This window comes from Microbacterium sp. MYb45 (assembly GCF_002979655.1).
GTDB lineage: Bacteria > Actinomycetota > Actinomycetes > Actinomycetales > Microbacteriaceae > Microbacterium.
In genome coordinates this window covers 24,647-43,016 of record NZ_PCPG01000019.1, presented here as the reverse complement: position 1 = coordinate 43,016, position 18,370 = coordinate 24,647, and the positions used below count along the sequence as shown (strand labels likewise).

Annotated in this window: 23 protein-coding genes; 18 read left to right on the top strand and 5 right to left on the bottom strand. The window is 69.1% G+C overall.

Annotation, left to right across the window (positions count from 1 at the left end):
• Positions 1–37 precede the first annotated feature (37 nt).
• From CQ034_RS18635 to CQ034_RS18595, 9 genes are all read left to right on the top strand, one after another.
• Positions 38–481 (top strand): Asp23/Gls24 family envelope stress response protein, encoded by a 444-nt coding sequence (locus CQ034_RS18635; protein ID WP_081859859.1) that lies wholly within the window; start codon positions 38–40, stop codon positions 479–481.
• A complete protein-coding gene (locus tag CQ034_RS18630) occupies positions 478–669 on the top strand; it encodes a DUF2273 domain-containing protein (RefSeq protein WP_105712259.1) in 192 nt (63 codons plus the stop codon). Before CQ034_RS18635 ends, CQ034_RS18630 begins: the two co-directional genes overlap by 4 nt.
• 38 nt (positions 670–707) lie before the next feature.
• A complete protein-coding gene (locus CQ034_RS18625; protein ID WP_146114884.1) occupies positions 708–1,013 on the top strand; it encodes a hypothetical protein in 306 nt (101 codons plus the stop codon).
• A complete protein-coding gene (locus CQ034_RS18620; protein ID WP_105712257.1) occupies positions 1,010–1,576 on the top strand; it encodes a hypothetical protein in 567 nt (188 codons plus the stop codon). Before CQ034_RS18625 ends, CQ034_RS18620 begins: the two co-directional genes overlap by 4 nt.
• Positions 1,573–2,190 (top strand): hypothetical protein, encoded by a 618-nt coding sequence (locus CQ034_RS18615; protein WP_105712256.1) that lies wholly within the window; start codon positions 1,573–1,575, stop codon positions 2,188–2,190. The genes CQ034_RS18620 and CQ034_RS18615 overlap by 4 nt, the downstream gene beginning before the upstream one ends.
• A gap of 90 nt (positions 2,191–2,280) precedes the next feature.
• Positions 2,281–2,454 (top strand): CsbD family protein, encoded by a 174-nt coding sequence (locus tag CQ034_RS18610; protein WP_029261149.1) that lies wholly within the window; start codon positions 2,281–2,283, stop codon positions 2,452–2,454.
• Positions 2,455–2,580: 126 nt separating this feature from the next.
• Positions 2,581–3,147 carry an RNA polymerase sigma factor gene (locus CQ034_RS18605; RefSeq protein WP_029261150.1) on the top strand — a complete coding sequence of 189 codons (567 nt, stop codon included), beginning with the start codon at positions 2,581–2,583 and terminating at the stop codon, positions 3,145–3,147.
• Positions 3,144–3,764 (top strand): Asp23/Gls24 family envelope stress response protein, encoded by a 621-nt coding sequence (locus tag CQ034_RS18600; protein ID WP_105712255.1) that lies wholly within the window; start codon positions 3,144–3,146, stop codon positions 3,762–3,764. Before CQ034_RS18605 ends, CQ034_RS18600 begins: the two co-directional genes overlap by 4 nt.
• The gene (locus CQ034_RS18595) at positions 3,746–4,120 is read left to right on the top strand and encodes a hypothetical protein (RefSeq protein ID WP_105712254.1); all 375 of its coding nucleotides are present in this window, start codon (positions 3,746–3,748) and stop codon (positions 4,118–4,120) included. The genes CQ034_RS18600 and CQ034_RS18595 overlap by 19 nt, the downstream gene beginning before the upstream one ends.
• Positions 4,121–4,176: 56 nt before the next feature.
• On the opposite strand, the gene CQ034_RS18590 is transcribed toward CQ034_RS18595, so the two are convergent.
• Positions 4,177–5,022, bottom strand: coding sequence for an SDR family oxidoreductase (locus CQ034_RS18590; RefSeq protein ID WP_105712253.1), 846 nt, complete (start codon positions 5,020–5,022; stop codon positions 4,177–4,179).
• Positions 5,023–5,115: 93 nt separating this feature from the next.
• Between CQ034_RS18590 and CQ034_RS18585 the strand changes: the two genes are divergently transcribed.
• The 7 genes from CQ034_RS18585 (at position 5,116) to glmM (ending at position 11,245) form a co-directional block, all read left to right on the top strand.
• Positions 5,116–5,481 (top strand): helix-turn-helix domain-containing protein, encoded by a 366-nt coding sequence (locus tag CQ034_RS18585; protein ID WP_091035171.1) that lies wholly within the window; start codon positions 5,116–5,118, stop codon positions 5,479–5,481.
• A 98-nt stretch (positions 5,482–5,579) separates the two neighbouring features.
• Positions 5,580–7,121 carry an APC family permease gene (locus CQ034_RS18580; protein ID WP_105712252.1) on the top strand — a complete coding sequence of 514 codons (1,542 nt, stop codon included), beginning with the start codon at positions 5,580–5,582 and terminating at the stop codon, positions 7,119–7,121.
• 42 nt (positions 7,122–7,163) lie between these two features.
• Positions 7,164–8,048 carry a tRNA pseudouridine(38-40) synthase TruA gene (gene truA, locus CQ034_RS18575; RefSeq protein ID WP_105712251.1) on the top strand — a complete coding sequence of 295 codons (885 nt, stop codon included), beginning with the start codon at positions 7,164–7,166 and terminating at the stop codon, positions 8,046–8,048.
• Between the two features lie 12 nt (positions 8,049–8,060).
• Positions 8,061–8,729, top strand: coding sequence for an endonuclease/exonuclease/phosphatase family protein (locus CQ034_RS18570; protein ID WP_029261157.1), 669 nt, complete (start codon positions 8,061–8,063; stop codon positions 8,727–8,729).
• Between the two features lie 183 nt (positions 8,730–8,912).
• Entirely contained in the window at positions 8,913–9,359 is a 447-nt protein-coding gene (rplM, locus tag CQ034_RS18565) for a 50S ribosomal protein L13 (RefSeq protein WP_029261158.1), read from the top strand.
• Positions 9,360–9,386: 27 nt separating this feature from the next.
• Complete coding sequence (rpsI, locus tag CQ034_RS18560) at positions 9,387–9,872, top strand: 30S ribosomal protein S9 (RefSeq protein ID WP_028502255.1); 486 nt, start codon at positions 9,387–9,389, stop codon at positions 9,870–9,872.
• Between the two features lie 14 nt (positions 9,873–9,886).
• Positions 9,887–11,245 carry a phosphoglucosamine mutase gene (gene glmM, locus CQ034_RS18555; protein ID WP_105712250.1) on the top strand — a complete coding sequence of 453 codons (1,359 nt, stop codon included), beginning with the start codon at positions 9,887–9,889 and terminating at the stop codon, positions 11,243–11,245.
• 83 nt (positions 11,246–11,328) lie between these two features.
• Here the strand turns inward: glmM and CQ034_RS18550 are convergent, their stop codons facing one another.
• The gene (locus CQ034_RS18550; protein ID WP_105712249.1) at positions 11,329–12,777 is read right to left on the bottom strand and encodes a hypothetical protein; all 1,449 of its coding nucleotides are present in this window, start codon (positions 12,775–12,777) and stop codon (positions 11,329–11,331) included.
• On the bottom strand, positions 12,774–13,559 hold the full coding sequence (locus tag CQ034_RS18545; RefSeq protein WP_105712248.1) for a glycosyltransferase family 2 protein: 786 nt from the start codon (positions 13,557–13,559) through the stop codon (positions 12,774–12,776). Before CQ034_RS18545 ends, CQ034_RS18550 begins: the two co-directional genes overlap by 4 nt.
• Positions 13,560–13,613: 54 nt before the next feature.
• On the opposite strand from CQ034_RS18545, the gene CQ034_RS18540 reads away from it, so the two are divergent.
• Positions 13,614–14,057: a GtrA family protein gene (locus CQ034_RS18540; RefSeq protein ID WP_105712247.1), complete on the top strand. Its 444-nt coding sequence runs from the start codon at positions 13,614–13,616 to the stop codon at positions 14,055–14,057.
• 21 nt (positions 14,058–14,078) lie between these two features.
• Here the strand turns inward: CQ034_RS18540 and CQ034_RS18535 are convergent, their stop codons facing one another.
• Together CQ034_RS18535 and CQ034_RS18530 are read right to left on the bottom strand one after the other, a co-directional pair.
• Positions 14,079–15,536 carry a polysaccharide biosynthesis tyrosine autokinase gene (locus tag CQ034_RS18535; RefSeq protein ID WP_105712246.1) on the bottom strand — a complete coding sequence of 486 codons (1,458 nt, stop codon included), beginning with the start codon at positions 15,534–15,536 and terminating at the stop codon, positions 14,079–14,081.
• A 112-nt stretch (positions 15,537–15,648) separates the two neighbouring features.
• Positions 15,649–17,001 (bottom strand): polysaccharide biosynthesis tyrosine autokinase, encoded by a 1,353-nt coding sequence (locus CQ034_RS18530; protein ID WP_105712245.1) that lies wholly within the window; start codon positions 16,999–17,001, stop codon positions 15,649–15,651.
• A 70-nt stretch (positions 17,002–17,071) separates the two neighbouring features.
• Between CQ034_RS18530 and CQ034_RS18525 the strand changes: the two genes are divergently transcribed.
• Positions 17,072–18,277 (top strand): hypothetical protein, encoded by a 1,206-nt coding sequence (locus tag CQ034_RS18525; protein WP_105712244.1) that lies wholly within the window; start codon positions 17,072–17,074, stop codon positions 18,275–18,277.
• Positions 18,278–18,370 lie beyond the last annotated feature (93 nt).

The window sequence follows — 18,370 nt, the reverse complement described above, 5'->3', positions numbered from 1 at the left end:
CCGCAGGGGGACGGATACACGGATGAAGGAGCTCGAGATGGCGAACGTGACCGGCAGTACTCAGCCCAAGACCCAGATCGTCGCACCGCAGCAGGGGGCTGCTGCGGGCAAGACCACGATCGAGGATGCGGTGGTGGCCAAGATCGCCGGCATCGCCGCTCGCGAGGTCAGCGGCGTCTACGCACTCGGTGGGGGCACCGCGCGCATGGTGGGGGCCATCCGCGACGCGCTCAATACCACCGACCTCTCGCAGGGGATCCGCGTGGAGGTCGGGGAGACTCAGGTCGCGGTCGACGTGACGATCGTCGCCGAGTACCCGGTCTCCCTCCAGAAGGTGGCGGACGACGTCCGCGCCGCCATCCACCGCGCCATGGTGGAACTGGTGGGCATGGAGGTCGCCGAGGTCAACGTGACCGTCAACGATGTGCACATCCCCTCCGATGACGAGGGCGACGGCACGCAGGAGACGCGAGTCCAGTGACCGCGTCGGTGATCGGAGCGGCGGCAGCGGCTGCTCTCACGCTGACCTGGATCGCCCTCGGCTTCTGGGCGTTCCTGCTCGTGGCCCTGGCGATGCTGGTGGGCGCGGTCGCCGGCCGCATCATCGACGGTCGACTCGACCTGCGGGCGCTCGCCGAGGTCTTCCGAGGCCGGCGCTCCTCCTCATGACGGCCGACCGCTCATCGCAGGCAGGGGGAGGCGTCGTCGTGGGGACGACGACCTTCACCGCCCGCGCACTGCAGCGGCTCGCCGTCGGCATCGCGCACGATGTCGCCCGGGTCTCGGCTCGCGACGTCGGGGTGCAGCTGTCGGACGATCACGGTGCACTGCGGATCGCGGTCACCGTGCCCGTGGCCGTGGCATCGACGCGTCGAACGGACCTGGTCGCCGGCGGGGAGGAACTCCGCACCGGTCTGATCGAGGGCATGCGAGAACTGGCCGGCCGTGAGGTCGGCACCGTGGACGTCCGGTACTCGGGCGTCCACCGGAGTACGGAGAGGAGAGTGCGATGACGAACGAACAGGCGACGTATCGCCGCGTCCTGCGTCGCGAGACGCACACGTCCCGCACGGCCGCGGCGATGGTGGTCGCATCCATCGGTGCCCTGCTCCTGATCGCGCTGCTCGCCGGCGCCGTGTGGTGGCTCGTCGACGGCGGCTTCCGTGACGCGGCAGCGCGACCGCTCGAGGAGATCTCCGTCGGGGTGCAGCAGCCGCCGGTGCTGTTCACCGTGGGTGGGGTGCTCACGGCCCTCGCCGTGGTGCTCATCGCGCTCGCACTGCTGCCCGGACGACGGGCACGGCGGGCACGCCTCACCGACCGGACCGCGCTGCTCGTGGACGACGGCGTGATCGCCGACTCGATCGCCGCAGCGGTCGCCCGTCGTGCCGGAGTCGACCGCAGCCGGGTGTCCGTCTTCGTCGGCCGACGCACGGTCGAAGTCCGCATCACTCCGACCAGCGGCGTCTTCGTCCGGGTGGCCGACGCAGAAGACGCGGCGAGCGACATCCTCGCCGGGATCGGCTTCTCGGCCACCCCGCGCGTGGTCGTCGAACCGAACGGAGTGGTGGCATGAACGCGACGAACCGATTCGTGAACCGCAGTGTGCTCTTCCTCGTGGGTGCGGCGCTTCTGATCGCCGGAGCCGTCGCTCTCGCGGCAGGAGTGCTCTCCGCCGGTAATCCGCCGGCGTGGGTGCGGCGGCCGGCGGCAGAAGTCGCGGCCGCGTGGGAATCCGTCGACGACCGGACGTGGCAGGTGATGGGCATCGGCCCGGTGCCGATGCCGCTGCTGTTCGCGGCGGCGGCTGCGCTGGTGCTGACGGTTCTGCTGGTGGTGTTCCTGATCTCGCGCCGACGTGGGCGCTCGAATACCGTGCTCGACGTGCATACCGCCACCGGGCGGACGACGGTCGATCGCAACGTGGTCGACGCCGTGCTCACCGAGCCGCTGATCCGACGCCCCGATGTGCTCTCGGCCCGCACAGGCACCTACCGTGTCGGTCAGACGCGCGCGGTCGAGTTGGCCGTGACCGTGCGGCCGGGGGCTCCACTGGCGAACGTCGTCGCGGCGGCCGAGGCGGCGATCGGCGAATGGGACGAGCTGCTGGGGTCTCGAATCCCGATCCTGCTGCACCTCTCGGACCGGCGCTGGAGCGAGGGTTTCCGCTCGCCGACGAGAGTGCGGTGATCGGGTGCGACGGCGACACAGACCAACGCACGGACCACGTGCGTGAACACGCGAACCCGAGACACGGGTGCGATGAGAAAAGGAGACGCCATGGGCGCTGAAGACAAGATCAAGGCCGCTGCGGAGAAGGTCGCCGGCAAGGCGAAGGAGGCCGTCGGCAAGGTCACCAACGACGACAAGCTCGTCGCCGAGGGCAAGGCCGAGCAGGCCAAGGGCGAGATCCGCGACACGGCCGAGAACGTCAAGGATGCGTTCAAGAAGTAGCGGACGCGGGGAGGGACCCGACCGGGTTCCTCCCCGATCACTCCCAGGTCGGTCGGCGAGGATCCGATCCGGTGAGGCGTCGGTTCCGAATCTCCTGTGGGGATCGGATCGAGGGGTGGGGAACAGATGGAAGAGGAACGCTTTCGCAGAGCGCTCGAGCAGGCCGACGACGGCATCGTCGCCGGCCGTGCGATGGACGGCGACGTCGAAGCCTTCGCGGTGCTCGTGCGGAGATACACGCCGATGATGCGTGCGTACACGCAGCGGATGCTGAACGCCTCGGCCGATGTCGACGACATCGTGCAGGAGTCCTTCGTCACCGCCTGGCAGCGGTTCGGCGAGCTCGACGACCCGTCGAAGGTGAAGAGCTGGCTGATGCGGATCGTGAGTCGGAAGGCGGTGGATCGCATCCGCGCGGCCCGACCCGTCGTGGACATCGACTCCATCGATCGCCCGGCGCCGTTGCACGCCTCGCCGTCGGCGGTGGTCGAGGTGCGAGCCGGAGTCGCCGCCGTCGGTGCCGCGCTGCGCGAGCTGCCCGATGCCCAGCGCGAATGCTGGGTCTTGCGCGAGATCGGCGGCTACTCCTACGAGGAGATCTCGGAAGAGCTCGGCATTCCCGTCTCCACCGCGCGAGGACTGCTCGCGCGGGCCCGGAAATACATGATCGTACGGATGGAGGAGTGGCGATGACCGACGAGAGAGACATGCCAGAAGTCCGCCGTCTCGGTCTGGAACCGAGCGATCTCGACGGGCACACGCTCGACGAGCTCACCGACTACCTCGAAGCGGGACGACAGCCCTCCGACCGCTCGATCGACGAGTCGCCCGGCTGTCAGCTGGCGCTGGACGCGCTCGAACGTCTGCACGGCCTCGGCGCGGAGCTGATGGCCGCCGAGACCGCCGCGGAACCGGAGGTCGAGGGGAGCTGGGTCGACCGCATCCTCAGCGGCATCGCCATGGATGCGCGCTCGGGCCGACGCATCCCGTTCGAGTCCCCGGATCCGTCGACGGATCTCGGGATCACCGAGGGGGCGGTGCGCGGACTCATCCGCTCGGCCGAGAGCACCGTGCAGGGACTCCTCATCGGGCGCTGCCGCCTCATCGGCGACGTGACCGTCGCGGATGAGCCGATCCGCGTCGAGATCGACGCCAGCGCGCTGCACGGGCAGCCGATCCCGGTGGTCGCCGACCGCCTCCGGGGCGAGGTGGATCGGGTCCTTCGTGCGCACACGGAGTTGAACGTCGTCGCGATCGACATCGCGATCCGGGACATCAGGGAGGTGTCGTCATGGACGCAGGAGAGCTGAGGGTCACCGATGCAGGGGCGGTGGTCGCCGCCGAGATCGAGAAGGCGGTGCGGGCGACTCCCGGTGTCCGCAGCGTGTACCGCTCCGGTTCGCTCATCTCGAATCTGCTGCGCGCGGGGGCCGCGGCGCTCGGCGGGCGACCGGAGGACGAGCCGCTGGTGTCGGTCGCGCCGGTGGGCGACGGCATCGCCGTGGAGGTGTCGATCGGGGTGGAATCCGACGCGAGATCGGCGGATGCCCTTCGCGCCGTGCACGCCGCGGTCGATGCGGTGCTCGAGACGCGGGGGCTCCGGCCGGACAGCATCACCCTCACGGTCGTGCACGTGCAGTCCGCAGAGGCAGCACCCGCAGGGTGAGACGAGGGATGCCGCCCTCGGAGGAGGGCGGCATCCCGCGGAACACCCGGTGGCGATCAGGCGATCGCGCGCAGCCCCTCGACCAGCGGGGTGGTGGGGCGTCCGATCAGCCGCGCGAGCGTCCCGTCGGTCTCGGCCAGGGCGCCACCGCGGATCCCGGCGTCGAGCGCGGCGACGAATCCGGCGGTTCCCTCATCGAGACCGGCTTCGCGCAGAGCCGCGAGCTGGTCGTCAAACGAGACAGGGACGAATGCGACCTCGCGCCCCGTGACCTCGGCGAAGGCCGCGGCCAGATCGCTGTAGGTCCAGGCGACGTCGCCGCCCAGCTCGTAGACCTCGCCGACGTGCCCGTCTTCGAGCGCGACGACCGCCGCCGCCTCTGCGAAGTCCTTGCGGCTGGCCGAGGCGACCCGTCCGTCACCGGTGCCCGAGGTGAGCACGCCGGTCTCGGCGGCGCGGGCGAGGTCGGCGGCGTAGTTCTCGGTGTACCAGTTGTTGCGGAGGATCACGGCGGGAAGTCCCGCGGCGGCGATCAGCTCTTCCGTCGCCTTGTGCTCGGGCGCGAGGACCAGATCGCTGGTGGTCGCCTTCGGCGCGCTGGTGTAGATGAACTTGGAGACCCCGGCGGCCTTCGCGGCGTCGATGACCGCCTGGTGCTGGGCCACCCGCTGTCCGACTTCCGATCCGGACACGAGCACGACGGTGTCGACGCCCTCGACGGCCGCGGCCACCGAGGCGGGGTCGGTGTAATCCAGGGGCACGACGCGCACACCGAGGTCGGCGGCCTTCGCGGTGTCGCGGGCTCCGGCGACGATCGACTGCGGGTCGGCGCCGCGCTCGAGAAGGCTGGCGATGATGAGGCGTCCGAGGTTGCCGGTCGCGCCGGTGACGAGGATGGTCATGAGGGTCCTTTCGTAAGTGACACCCTCGACAACCTCGAGACGGGCATTGCGCATTCCGATCTGCGGGTACCCACTTTGAAGTAAGGTACCCACATGACGGTTAGTTTCGCGCAGATAAAGGAATCCACACCGTTCGTGTTCGATCAGAACTGCGGCACGCGGGTCGTCCTCGACCACATCATGAGCAAGTGGGGTGTGCTCGTGCTCTCTTGCCTGTCCGACGGCACGCACCGCTGGGGTGCACTGCGCCGCGAGGTCGACGGCATCAGCGAGAAGATGCTCGCCTCGACGCTGCGCACGCTCGCCGAGGACGGGCTCGTGCATCGGGAATCGCTCCCGACGGTGCCCCCGCACGTCGAGTACAGCCTCACTCCGCTCGGCCGCGATCTCATGGAGCGGATGCTGCCGCTGATGGAATGGGTCGCCGACCATGCCGACGGGATGCTCGGAAGGGCCTGAACCTGCGGAATCCGTCGCGAGCATGCGCCGTTGGCCGCGGATTCGGTCGGTGAAAGAAACCGTTGACGCGATAACCGTGGTGGCTCTACTGTTCTGACATGGCAGCAACGACGCCCATTCATCTGGAACGACCCGACGGCAAGGGTCTGGCTGCGGGAACCCTCGGGCTCTGGGGGTCGACCGTCATCGGTCTCGCCTCGACGGCCCCGGTCTACTCGCTCGTCGCGACGCTCGGCTTCGTGGTGCTCGCCGTCGGTGCGCAAGCGCCGATCGCCTTCATCATCGCCTTCGTCCCGATGCTCCTGATCGCCTTCGCGTATCGAGAGCTCAACAACGCGGTGCCCGACTGCGGCACGACCTTCACCTGGGGCACCAAGGCGTTCGGTCCGTGGGTGGGTTGGATGGGCGGCTGGGGTGTCGCCGTCGCCGGTATGGTCGTGCTCGCCAACCTCGCCCAGATCGCCTCGGTCTACTTCTGGTCACTGATCGGACAGGACCTCGAGAACAACGACTGGCGCGTGGTCGTCGTGGCCGTGCTCTTCATCGCCGCGATGACCTGGGTCAGCTGGCGTGGAGTCGAGATCGGCGAGCGCATCCAGAACATCCTGCTGGGCATCCAGTACCTGGCGCTCGCGATCTTCGTGGTGACCGCGCTGTGGCAGTTCTTCGCCGGCACCGCCCCGAACCCCACGCCCTTCTCCTGGGAGTGGATGAACCCCTTCGCCTTCACGGACTGGTCGGGTTTCACCGAGGCCATCCTGCTCGCCCTCTTCATCTACTGGGGCTGGGACACCTGCCTCGCCCTGAACGAGGAGACCAAGGACCCGAAGCGCATCCCGGGCCGTGCCGCATTGCTGACCACCGTCATCCTGCTGTTCACGTATGTCGCCGTCACCATCGCGGCCATGATGTACGCCGGTCTGGGGGAGAGCGGCACGGGCCTGGGCAACGAGGCGAACGCCGACGACTTCTTCCTCGCGATCAAGGACGGACTGCTGGGCCCGTTCGGCTGGGTGCTCGTCGTCTCGGTGATCATCTCGGCGATCTCGTCGACGCAGACCACGATCCTGCCCACCGCCCGCGGCACGCTCGCGATGGGCGTCTACCGCGCACTGCCGGCGAAGTTCAAGGACGTGCACCCCACCTACAAGACGCCGTCGTTCTCGACGATCGTCATGGGCGTCGTCGCCTCGGCCTACTACATCGGCATGACGCTGATCAGCGACAACATCCTGCAGGACTCGATCCTCTCGCTCGGGCTCGCGATCGCGTTCTACTACGCCATCACGGGTTTCGCGTGCGTCTGGTACTTCCGCAAGGATCTGACGTCGTCGCCGCGGGACTTCTTCTTCAAGGGACTCTTCCCGCTGCTGGGCGGACTCATGCTGACCTGGGCGTTCATCCAGTCCGCCATCGACATGTGGGACGTCGACTACGGCTACACCGTCCTGTTCGGCATCGGCGGCACCTTCGTGATCGGCGTCGGCTCGCTGGCATTCGGTCTGGTGCTGATGTTCGTCTGGTACCTGTTCCCGCGGTCGAAGCGGTTCTTCCGCGGCGAGAGCCTGAACCGCGAGACGCAGGTGATGGTGCCGGACGAGCCCAGCGTCACGATCCGTTCGATCGACGGCGGCATCTGAGGTCGCCCGGGCACGTCCGCGGACGTGTCCTAGGCTTGCTCCGTGCGCATCCGGCTCGACATCGCCTACGACGGCACCCACTTCCGCGGGTGGGCGAAGCAGCCGACGCTCCGCACCGTGCAGGGGACTCTCGAGGCGGCCCTCGCGCGGATCGTCGGCTCCGACGTGCAGTTCGTCGTCGCGGGCCGCACCGACGCGGGAGTGCACGCCAGCGGTCAGGTCGCGCACGTCGATCTCGACGAGAAGCAGTGGTCGCGCATCGAGGCCAGGCAGGGGCGGGCTCCGCTGGCTCCCGCAGAGACCATCGCCGGGCGCATGCGCGGCGTGCTCGGTGCCTACTCCGACGTCACCGTCACGAAGACGTCGATCGCTCCCGAGGGGTTCGACGCCCGGTTCTCGGCGGTGTGGCGGCGTTACCGCTACCGTCTCGCCGATGCGCAGGCCGGATTCGATCCACTGCGCCGGCACGACACGACGAACATCCGCGGGAATCTCGACGAACAGGCGATGGATGCCGCGGCCCGCAGCCTCATCGGCCTGCACGACTTCGCGGCGTACTGCAAGCCCCGCGAAGAGGCGACGACGATCCGCACCCTGCTCGACTACCGCTGGGAACGTGATGCCGAGGGCGTTCTCATCGCCGAGGTCAAGGCCGACGCGTTCTGCCACAGCATGGTGCGCGCACTCGTCGGCGCGTGCGCGGCGGTGGGGGAGCGACGCCTCGACGTCGAGGATGTCGTGCTGCTGCGCGACGCCCTGACGCGCACGAGCGAGTTCAAGGTCCTGGCGGCGCGCGGCCTGATCCTCACCGAGGTCGGCTACCCCGCCGACGAGCTGCTCGCGACGCGCGCGGAGCAGACGCGGGCTCGACGTGACGGTACGAGCCGCGTTCGTGATCCGGAGCCCGACCACAGCCTGGGCGAGTAGCGTGGAACGGTCATGAAGGTCATCTCGTACAACCTCCAGAAGCATCGCGCGGCCGGTGAACTCGCCGCCATCGTCGGCGAGCACGACCCCGACATCCTGTGTCTGCAGGAGTGCGACGTTCCGGAGCTGCCCGCAGAGATCGGCGACCTGGTCCTCGCGGATGCGACGCAGGGCAACCGCCTCGGGCTCGCGCTGTTCTACCGCTCGAGCACCTACCATCTGCAGTCGATCCGCACCCTCGGGTTGAAGAAGTCGCTGCACGACCGGATCGCGAAACCCGCTCACGAGCGTGTGCTCGGCGCTCGGCTGCGTGACATCGACGACGCCCAGGATTTCATCGTCGCCTCGTTCCATGCCGCACCGCTCACCGCATTGAACTCGTTGCGTCGGCACCAGATCCGCGCGGCGCTCACCGAGCTCGCGACTCTCGGGGAGGGTCTGCCGCAGCTGATGGTCGGCGACTACAACTACCCGATCTTCAAGGAGAACCTCGGTCAGGCCGTGCGCGACCACGGTTATGCCCTCTCGCTCAGCGACGACCACACCTACACGCGCTACCGGGTGTTCCGCGGGCACTACGACTTCGCGACCTCGGCCGGTTTCGAGATCGAGCGCATCACGACGCTGCCCCAGGGGTCGAGCGACCACCGCCCGATCCTGGTCACGGTCAAACCCGACTGAGTCGGCGGTTTGGGCATCCGCGCCCGGTGGCGTATGATTTCCCTTTGGTGCCTTTCCCGTTCGCGGGAAGTGGGCATCGTCCGAACGTGAGCCCTCCACTGGCGTGTTCCTCCCTGTCGGGAAGAACCACCCCGGAGTGGGATTCACGAACTTCTCCGTTCGACACAAGAAAGCAGCACTATCGTGACGCGCACTTACACCCCCAAGGCTGGCGAAGTCCAGCGCGATTGGGTCGTCATCGACGCCACCGACGTCGTTCTCGGCCGTCTGGCTTCGCACGCCGCTACGCTCCTGCGTGGCAAGCACAAGCCGACCTTCGCCAACCACATCGACTCGGGTGACTTCGTCATCATCGTGAACGCCGACAAGGTCGCGCTCACCGGTCAGAAGCTCCAGAAGAAGCTGGCCTACCGCCACTCGGGTTACCCGGGCGGCCTGAAGTCGGTCACCTACGCCGAGCTCCTCGAGAAGAACCCGGTTCGCGCTGTGGAGAAGGCCATCCGTGGCATGCTCCCCAAGAACAGCCTCGGCCGCCAGCAGCTGACCAAGCTCAAGGTGTACGTCGGTGCCGAGCACCCGCACGCCGCGCAGCAGCCGCAGACGTACACCCTCGACCAGGTCGCCCAGTAAGCGCCGTAAAGACTTAAGGACATACTCGTGGCTGACATCCAGGACACCACCGAAACCCCCCAGAACTTCTCGACGTCGACTCCGGAGACCGACGTGGTCGAGGCGGCTCCCCGCCCCGTCCTCAGCGTCCCGGGTGCCGCTGTCGGCCGTCGCAAGCAGGCCATCGCCCGCGTGCGCATCGTCCCCGGCTCGGGCACGATCACGGTCAACGGCCGCACGATCGAGGACTACTTCCCGAACAAGCTGCACCAGCAGCTGATCAACGACCCGTTCACGGTGCTGAACCTCACCGGTGCATACGACGTCATCGCGCGCATCTCCGGTGGTGGCCCCTCGGGCCAGGCCGGTGCGCTCCGCCTCGGCATCGCCCGTTCGCTGAACGGCATCGACGAGGAGAACAACCGTCCGACCCTGAAGAAGGCCGGCTTCCTCTCGCGTGACGCTCGCGTCAAGGAGCGCAAGAAGGCCGGACTCAAGAAGGCCCGTAAGGCGCCTCAGTACTCGAAGCGTTAAGGTCCACTGCTCCGATGCCGATCTTTGGCACGGACGGCGTGCGAGGACTTGCCAATGGCATCCTCACCGCCGACCTGGCGCTCACCCTGGCCCAGGCGACTGCTGTCGTCCTGGGCCAGGGCCGTACTGCGGAGGCTCGCAAAGCCGAAGGCAAGCGACTCACCGCAGTGGTCGCCCGCGACCCCCGGGTCTCCGGACACTTCCTGACGTCGGCCGTCTCGGCCGGGCTCGCCTCCTCGGGTGTCGACGTCCTCGAGGCCGGTGTCATCCCGACCCCGGCGCTGGCGTTCCTCGTCGCCGACCGTGACGCCGACTTCGGTGTCATGATCTCGGCCTCGCACAACGCCGCTCCCGACAACGGGATCAAGATCTTCGCCCGCGGGGGCCGCAAGCTCCCCGATGAGGTCGAGCAGCGCATCGAAGAGGCCATGCACGGCGAGATGCTGCGCCCGACGGGTGCCGGCGTCGGTCGTGTCGACCGCTTCTCCGACGCGGAGGACCGCTACGTCGTGCACCTCCTCGGCTCGCTGCCGAATCGTCTCGAGGGCATCCACGTGGTGCTCGACTGCGCCCACGGCGCGGCATCCGGGGTCTCGCCCGAGACGTTCCGCGATGCGGGCGCCGAGGTGACGGTCATCGGGGCAGACCCCGACGGCTGGAACATCAACGACGGAGTCGGCTCGACCCACCTCGACAACCTCGCCGAGGCTGTCGTGCGTCTGGGCGCCGACATCGGCATCGCCCACGACGGCGACGCCGACCGCTGCCTCGCCGTGGACGCCGAGGGCAATCACATCGACGGTGACCAGATCATGGCCATCATCGCGGTGTCGATGAAGGAGCGCGGACGCCTCACAGACGACACGCTCGTCGCGACCGTCATGAGCAACCTCGGCCTGCATGTCGCGATGCGCGAGCACGGCATCACGGTGCGTCAGACCGCCGTCGGCGACCGCTACGTGCTCGAAGACATGAACGAGGGCGGATACGCGCTCGGCGGCGAGCAGTCCGGTCACGTGATCATGAGCGAGTACGCCACCACCGGCGACGGCATCCTCACGGGCCTCCACCTGGTGGCGGAGATGGCGCGGCAGAAGAAGTCGATCGCGGAGCTCGCATCGATCATGACCGTGTACCCGCAGGTGCTCATCAATGTGCGCGACGTCGACAAGGATCGCGTCGCAGACGACGAGGTCGTGCAGCAGGCTGTACGCGACATCGAGGGTGAGCTGGGTGATTCCGGGCGGGTGCTGCTGCGCAAGTCCGGCACCGAGCCCCTGGTGCGCGTCATGGTCGAAGCCGCCGATGCGGAGTCGGTGCACGCCTACGCCGGACGACTGGCGGAGGTCGTGCAGGAGCGCCTCTCGCTCTGACGCTCGCAGAACCTCGGAACCGGCCGGTCGCTGATCTCAGCGGTCGGCCGGTTCTCTGTGTACGGGGAGCCGAGGGACGGCGGTCAGGGTGCCGCGCAGATGCGGTACTGGCCGGCGTCGACGAGCGTCTCGGTCGTGCAGGGCTGAGTGGTCAGCCGTGGCACGTCGGCCATGGCGGGGGCGTCGAAGAGCCCGACGTGCGCACCCGTCAGCACGATGGGCGCGACCGCGTACCCCCAGGGCTCGGCCGCCAGCCATTCGACGTCGTTCGCCTCGACCCAGGCCGTGAGCGGCACGAGGGCCGTGCGCTGGCTCTCCAGCGTGGTGCGGGGCTCGTACGTCGACACGACGTGAGCCACGCCGCCGCCGGCGATGATGGCGGCCAGAGCGGACGCGGCGATGATCCCGATGACGCGCGCGCCCTTGCGGCGGGGCAGGGCGGCCACCGCCCACAGCGCGACCGCGGCGATGACGGGGAAGAACGCCAGGATGCCGGGCGCGGGGTGCCGCACCCACAGCGGCAGGCGGGAGGCGGTGGCCCACCAGCCGACGAAGGCGAGTGCGCCGACGATGGCCGCCAAGGCGTACGCGATCACGATCCGGTCGGCCGCGCTCGCGTCCCGCCAACGCAGCACGACGCCGGTGACCGCGAGACCGAGGGCGATGACCGCTCCGATCACGGCGAGGAAGCCGGGCAGCGACCACGAGTCCGCCAGCGTCCCGAGCTTCTGCAGCACCGTGGTCGCGGCGTCACCCTGCCCGCCGGTGCGGAGGAAGTGGGCGAAGTCGCGCACGTGCTGCCAATAACCGGAGAACCCCAGCGACAGCAGCGCGCCCAGCTCGAGGAGCAGTGTCGGCACGGCGGCCAGCAGGAGGGGCAGCCACGACCGTCGGAGCGTGTCGCGCACCCGGGCCCAGCCGGTGCCGTCGGAGAGCACCCACAGGGCGATGGCGAAGGCGGGGAGGGCGAGGGCGGCGATGAGCTTCGCCTGGATCGCGAGGCCCACGAGGAGCCCGGCGAGCCATGCGCGGCGGGGAAGCAGTGTGAGGGCCCAGACGAGGAGCGCGGCCGCGGGGATCTCGCCCAGCAGGTCGGCGGGGCCCTGGATGGGGGAGAAGCCGGCATCCGCCGTGAATGCCAGGGGAACGGCCACGGCGAGCAGAGCGGCCCAGCGTCCGCCGATGCGTCGCCCGATCACGGCGAGGCCGGCGAGGAGCGCCACCCAGAAGGCCAAGGGGACGAGCCGTGCGGCCAGCACCGGGTCCATCCCGGTCGCGAGGAGCGCGGCGACGGGCAGGAGCACGACGGGCCCGGTCGAGATACGCGGGTCGAACGGCGTGATGGTCGAGCCGGAGAGCGCGCCGTCGCTGGAGTATCCGAGTCCGTCCAGCAGATTGAGCGGGACCGTGAGGTTGAAGGCCTCGTCCTCCCAGAAGCGCCACACCACGAGGCTGTGCCAGGCCACGATGACGTGACCGATCAGCAGGGCGACGGCCGCCGCCCAGAACACGACCGTGCGTGCTCGGGTCATCGCGCGACGGTCTCCGGAAGACGGATGCCGCGCAGGGGAGCGGATGGCCGCAGAGAGAGGGTCCACGCCTCGACGAGGGCGACGCGAACGAACCGGCGCAGACGCTTCGGCGGCAGGGTGACCGAGTTCCCTCGCCCCCACATGGTGCCCGTGGTCGATTCGCCCCGACGAGGGATGCTGGCGACGCGGAGGTAGCGCACGGTGAAGCCCGCGCGCGCCTCGGCGAGGGAGAAGTGCACGTGCGGCACCGTGGCGTCGGGCGGGGTCGCGTCGACGAGCAGTCGCAGGGCGTCGGGGCGGTAGGCGCGCAGCGGGGTGTTGACGTCGGGGATGCGGCGTCCGGCGGCGAGGGCGATCAGCAGGCCGACGGCACCCGTGAGCACCTTGCGGTACCAGGGGTCGGTACGGCCGTCGCGCACGCCGTGGACGACATCGGCGTCTTCGGTGGTGAGCGCGTTGATGAGCCGAACGAAGTCGCTGCCGTAGAACTGCCCGTCGCCGTCGACGTGCACCAGCACGTCGGGGTCGGCGGCGAGCCCGGCACGGTAGGCCGAGAGCGCGGTCGGGCCGTGGCCGCGGTTCAGCGGCTGCACCTCGACGGTCACGTCGGAGACGGCGTCGAACACCGTGGCCGTGGTATCCGTGGAGCGATCGTCGGCGACGTGGAAGGAGACGTGGTCGGCCAGGGGGGAGACGCAGTCACGGATCTCGTCGATGAAGCCCTGGATGCCCTCGGCCTCGTTGTAGGCGGGCATGACGACGGCGAGGTGGCGAAGGGTCACGGGGTCCTTGGGGTGGCGGAGGGCGCGGGGATCAGCCAGTAGCCTAGTTGAGCCATGAACCCTCCCTCCCGCATCCGTCGCATCGCCAGCGTCGGCAGCCGTTTCCTCGTCGTGGGTGCGCTGAGCACCATCATCGAGGTCGGCGTCTTCAATCTGCTGGTCTTCGTGTGGGGATGGGATGTGGTCGCCGCGAAGATCGTCGCCTCGCTCGTCGCGCTGGTGAACGCGTACATCGGCAACCGCGAGTGGACGTTCCGCCACCGGGACCGTCGCGGACGGGTCTCCGAGGTCACGCTGTTCCTCGTGACCAATGCGGTCTGCACGGCCATCGGCGCCGTGCTCGTCTGGGTGGGCGTCGAAGCGGTCGGCGCGATCCTCGGTCGTGAGCCGGGGGCGGTCGCCGTCAACCTCGTGAACCTGACGAGCATCGTCATCGTGGTCCTGCTGCGCTTCGTGCTCTATCACGGCATCGTCTTCCGGGTGGCGCCGACGAAGTAGTGCGGCTCGGTCGGGGGCAGGTCAGGCGCGAGCGGTTTCGCGCTTCTTGGCGCTCTTCGCCTTCTTGGCCTTCTTCGCTTTCCGCCGATCCGTCGACGTCTCGCCGTCGAGGTCGTGCGTCGAGCCGTAGGTGTAGGAGCCGTAGCCGTAGCTGTCGGGGCCCTTGGTCGGCAGCATCGTGACGACCACGCCGAGCATCTGCACGCCGGCGTTCTCGAGTGCCCGCAGTGCTCCGGAGAGCTCCTGCTTCTTGGTCTTGCCGGAGGCGGCGGCGAGGATCACTCCGCGGGTCTTGCTTCCCACCACGGCCGCGTCGGTCACCAGCAGCAGCGGCGGGGCATCGATCAGCACGTAGTCGAAGTAGTCGCCGAGCGACTTGAGCACCTGATCCATCGCGGCCGAGCCGAGCAGCTCGCTGGGGTTCGGCGGGACCTGCCCGCTCGGCAGGACGTACAGGTCGGACGTACCCCACTTCTGCAGCGCATCGGCCACGTCCACGCGTCCGATGAGCACGTCGGTGAGTCCGACGCCGCCCTCGATGCCCAGGTAGTCGGCCACGCGGGGCAGTCGCAGGTCGCCGTCGACCAGGGCCACGCGGGCTCCCGTCTCGGCGAGGGCGATGGCGAGGTTGGCGGTGGTCGTCGACTTTCCTTCGCCGGGGCCGGCGCTGGAGACGACGAAGATGCGGGGGCCCGAGTCGAGGTTGAGGAACTGCAGGTTCGTGCGCAGGCTGCGGAACGATTCGGCGCGCGGGCTGCGCGGGTCGGCGTGCACGATCAGCGGGCGCTTGGTGGCATCCGGGTCGTACGCGATGCCACCGAGGACGGGGCGATCGGTGAGCGTCTCGATGTCGTGGAGCGTGTGGATGCGGTTGTCGAGCACGGTGCGGAGCATCGCGATTCCGAGGCCGAGAGCGAGGCCGATGATGCCGCCGAGGACGATCAGCAGGCGCACGTTGGGGCTCGTCGGAGTGGAGGAGGCGATGGCGGGCTCGGTCACGGTGATGCGCACCGGGCTGACGGCGTCTTCGGTGGCGGGCTGCTCGAGCGTCTTCTGCACCGCGTCCTGGAAGCTGGTCGCGACGGCGTTGGCGATGGCCGCGGCCTGCTCGGGGTCTCCGTCGGTCACGCTGACGTCGATCAGCACCGTGTTGAGCGGCGTGGTCGCGGTGACGCGGCTGCTGAGCCCCGAGACCGAGTCGTCGAGGCCGAGTTCCTCGATCACGGGTTCGAGCACGAGGGCGGTTCCGACGACGTCGACGTAGCTCGTGACCATCTGCCGTGCGAAGGTCGTGCCCTGCACGAGGTCGCCGGTGGCGGCGCCCTCGGTGCGGACCGAGACGTACAGCTGCGTCGATGCGACGTACTTCGGCTGCTGGAGCGCGGCATAGCCGGCGCCGCCCGCGAGGCCGAGGACCATCAGGACGAGGATCAGGATCCAGTTTCTGTGCAGCACACGCACATAGTCGCGAAGTTCCACGCGGCAGATTCCCCCTGATGCAATGCGACCGCTGCCGATCAAGGCGGGCCGTGAAAACGGTATCCCGGTATTCTTCCACAGCGACGGTGGGACGACCGGCCGCTGCGTGTGGTCAGTTCGTCGTGGTCTGCGCGGAGGCGCTGTAGGCCGTGCTCGCGGCCGCGCTGACCGGAGCCTTCGTGAGCACCGTGCCGAGCACTCGGGCTCCGACCGACTCGATGCTCTTGGCCGCGTCGGTGAGCCGGTTGGCCTGCGACGATCCGGCGGCGGCGATCAGGAGGGCTCCGGTCGTGACGCGCGCGATCACGGCGGCGTCCGTCACGAGCAGCAGCGGTGGCGCGTCGATGATGACGACGTCGAAGGCCTCGGTGAGCGTCTCGATCAGACTCTCCATCGCGGAAGAGCCGAGCAGCTCGGCCGGGTTCGGCGGAACAGTGCCGGCCGGGAGGACGAACAGGGCGCTGCGGCCCCAGCGCTGGATGACGTCGTTGAGCTGCACGCGTCCGGCCAGCACATCGCTGAGTCCGATCCCACCCTCGATGCCGAAGTACTCGGCCACGCGGGGGAGGCGGAGGTCGCCGTCGAGCAGGGCCACGCGCTGACCGGCGTCGGCGAAGGCGAGGGCCAGGTTCGCCGCCGTGGTCGACTTGCCCTCGCCGGGGCCGGAGCTGGTCACGACGAACACGCCCTGGTTGCCGGAGAAGAAGAAGCGCACGTTGGTGCGGAGGCTGCGGTAGGCCTCGGCGCGGAGGCCGTGCGGCGCGGTGCTCATGGCGAGGGGGTGCTCACCCGTGTCCGGGTCGAGGGGAATCTGTCCGAGGACGGGAACCGGCACGGCGGCCTCGACGTCGGCGGCGACGCGCACCCGACGGTCGAGCGTCGCACGCAGGAGCGCGACGCCGACGCCGACGGCGAGCCCGAGCAGCGAGCCGATGATGAGAGACAGGGAGAGGTTGGGCGCGACGGGACTCGTCGGCACCTGAGCGGGTTCGAGCGTGACGATGCGGATGCTGAACGCCGCGGCCTGGTCGCGCTTTTCTAGCGTGCCGGTGACGACGGTGGCGAAGCTCTCGGCGACGGCGTTCGCGATGCGCGCGGCCTGCCCCGGGTTGCGGTTGTCGACGGTGATCGTGATGATCGCGCTGTTGAGGGGTGCGGAGGCGCTGATGCCCGTGGGGGCTGCGGTGAGGCCGAGGTCTTCGGTGACGGGGTCGATCACGAGCGAGCTCGTGATGAGCGAGCGGTAGGTCTCGACGGCCTGCTTCGCGTACCCGGTGGCGAGCGAGCGCTCGGCGGGTGTGGCGGTGTCGGCGACCTGCGCGGCCACCATGACCTCGGTCGAAGCCTGGTAGCGGAGAGGGGTGAGCATCGCGACCAGCGCACCGGTGGAGAGACCGATCAGAACACTCGCGACGATCACGACGATCTGTCGGCGGAACACCCGAAGGTAGTCATGGATGTCCAAAGCTCTCCAGCGTGGTCGAGTGCGATCGGCGGTATCGTCTTCCGAGACTACCGATTCCTATGAAGGCGACATGACGCACCTCGACGATCTCTTCCCCGACGGGCCCCGCGCCGGCGACGCAGGGAGTGTGGTGCTGGACGACCACCACACTGCGCGCCGCTTGCGGGAGATGATCGGCGAGCCGCGGCAGAGTCGGGCATCGGCGACGTCCGATGCGGATGCTCGTGCGCTCGCCGACATGGTTCAGGCCGCCGCCCGTACCGCCGTTCCCGTCGGTGCAGGTTCCGATGAGTCCTCTCGTGCGAAGAAGCGGCCGAGGCGCTCGGTCGACGCCGTGACGCTCTCGGCAGCCTCTCTCGCCGTCGTGGCCCTGGTCGTCGCCGGCACCGTCGGCGGTATCCAGATGGCGACAGCCAGCCCGGCCGCGAGTGCCGTGGAGTCGTTGGAGGCCGATGAGGCCGCCCTTCTGAATGCTCACCAGTCCTTGAAGACGGCTCAGGACCGGCTCATCGCCGACATCGATGCGCAGACGGCGGAGGTCGCCCCGCTCCGGAGCGCGCTCACCGGGACGAGCACCGCCCCGGATCCGGCCGGCGAACCCGACGATGCGCCGATCGCCGTGACCGACGCTGCCGCGCTCGCCACGGCACTCGCAGCCGTCGATGCGTATGCCTCGGGGTTGGCGGCGATCACGGTTCCCGAGCTGCCCGCCGAATATGCGCGTGCCGACATCGACGAGGACTCGCTCGTGGAGGTCGGGGGCGCGATCGACGGCGTCCAGGAGCGTCTGGTCGCGTTGGACGATGCGACCGCCGAGGCGCGGGCTGTCCGCGAGAGGTTCGATGCGCTTCGGCCCGCAGCTGACGCGGCGGTGGATGCGTACGCGGCATCTTTCGTGCCCGCGGCGGCGGCGGCGATCGCCCGCTACCCGGATGCCGAGGAGTCGCTGCGTGCGGCTGTGACGGATGCGGCGGCGCGCGTCGCCGCCGCGGATCTGTGGACGGTCGAGGGACGTTCGGCGCTGGCGGCCTACCGGGATGCGTTCGTCGCTTTGGCTGCGGACCAGCTGCGGTTCGAGATCGAGCGCGACCAGCGCGAGGACATGAACCAGTGGCAGCCGCAGCAACAGCAGCAGCAGGGCGACGGGACTCAGAATCCGCCCACGGAGGGAAGCACCGACCCGGGAACCGGCGTCACTCCGCCGGTCACGGACCCCGGCGGCGGCGAACCCGATCCCGGCGGGGAGACGCCGCCGGACGGCGAGGGAACGCCATAACGCTCAGACCTGGTCATTCGCTGTGAGAATATATCTCCAGGGGAGTGAATAAGTCTGAGGGGGCTCCGTATCTTGATTCCGGATGGGTCTGTC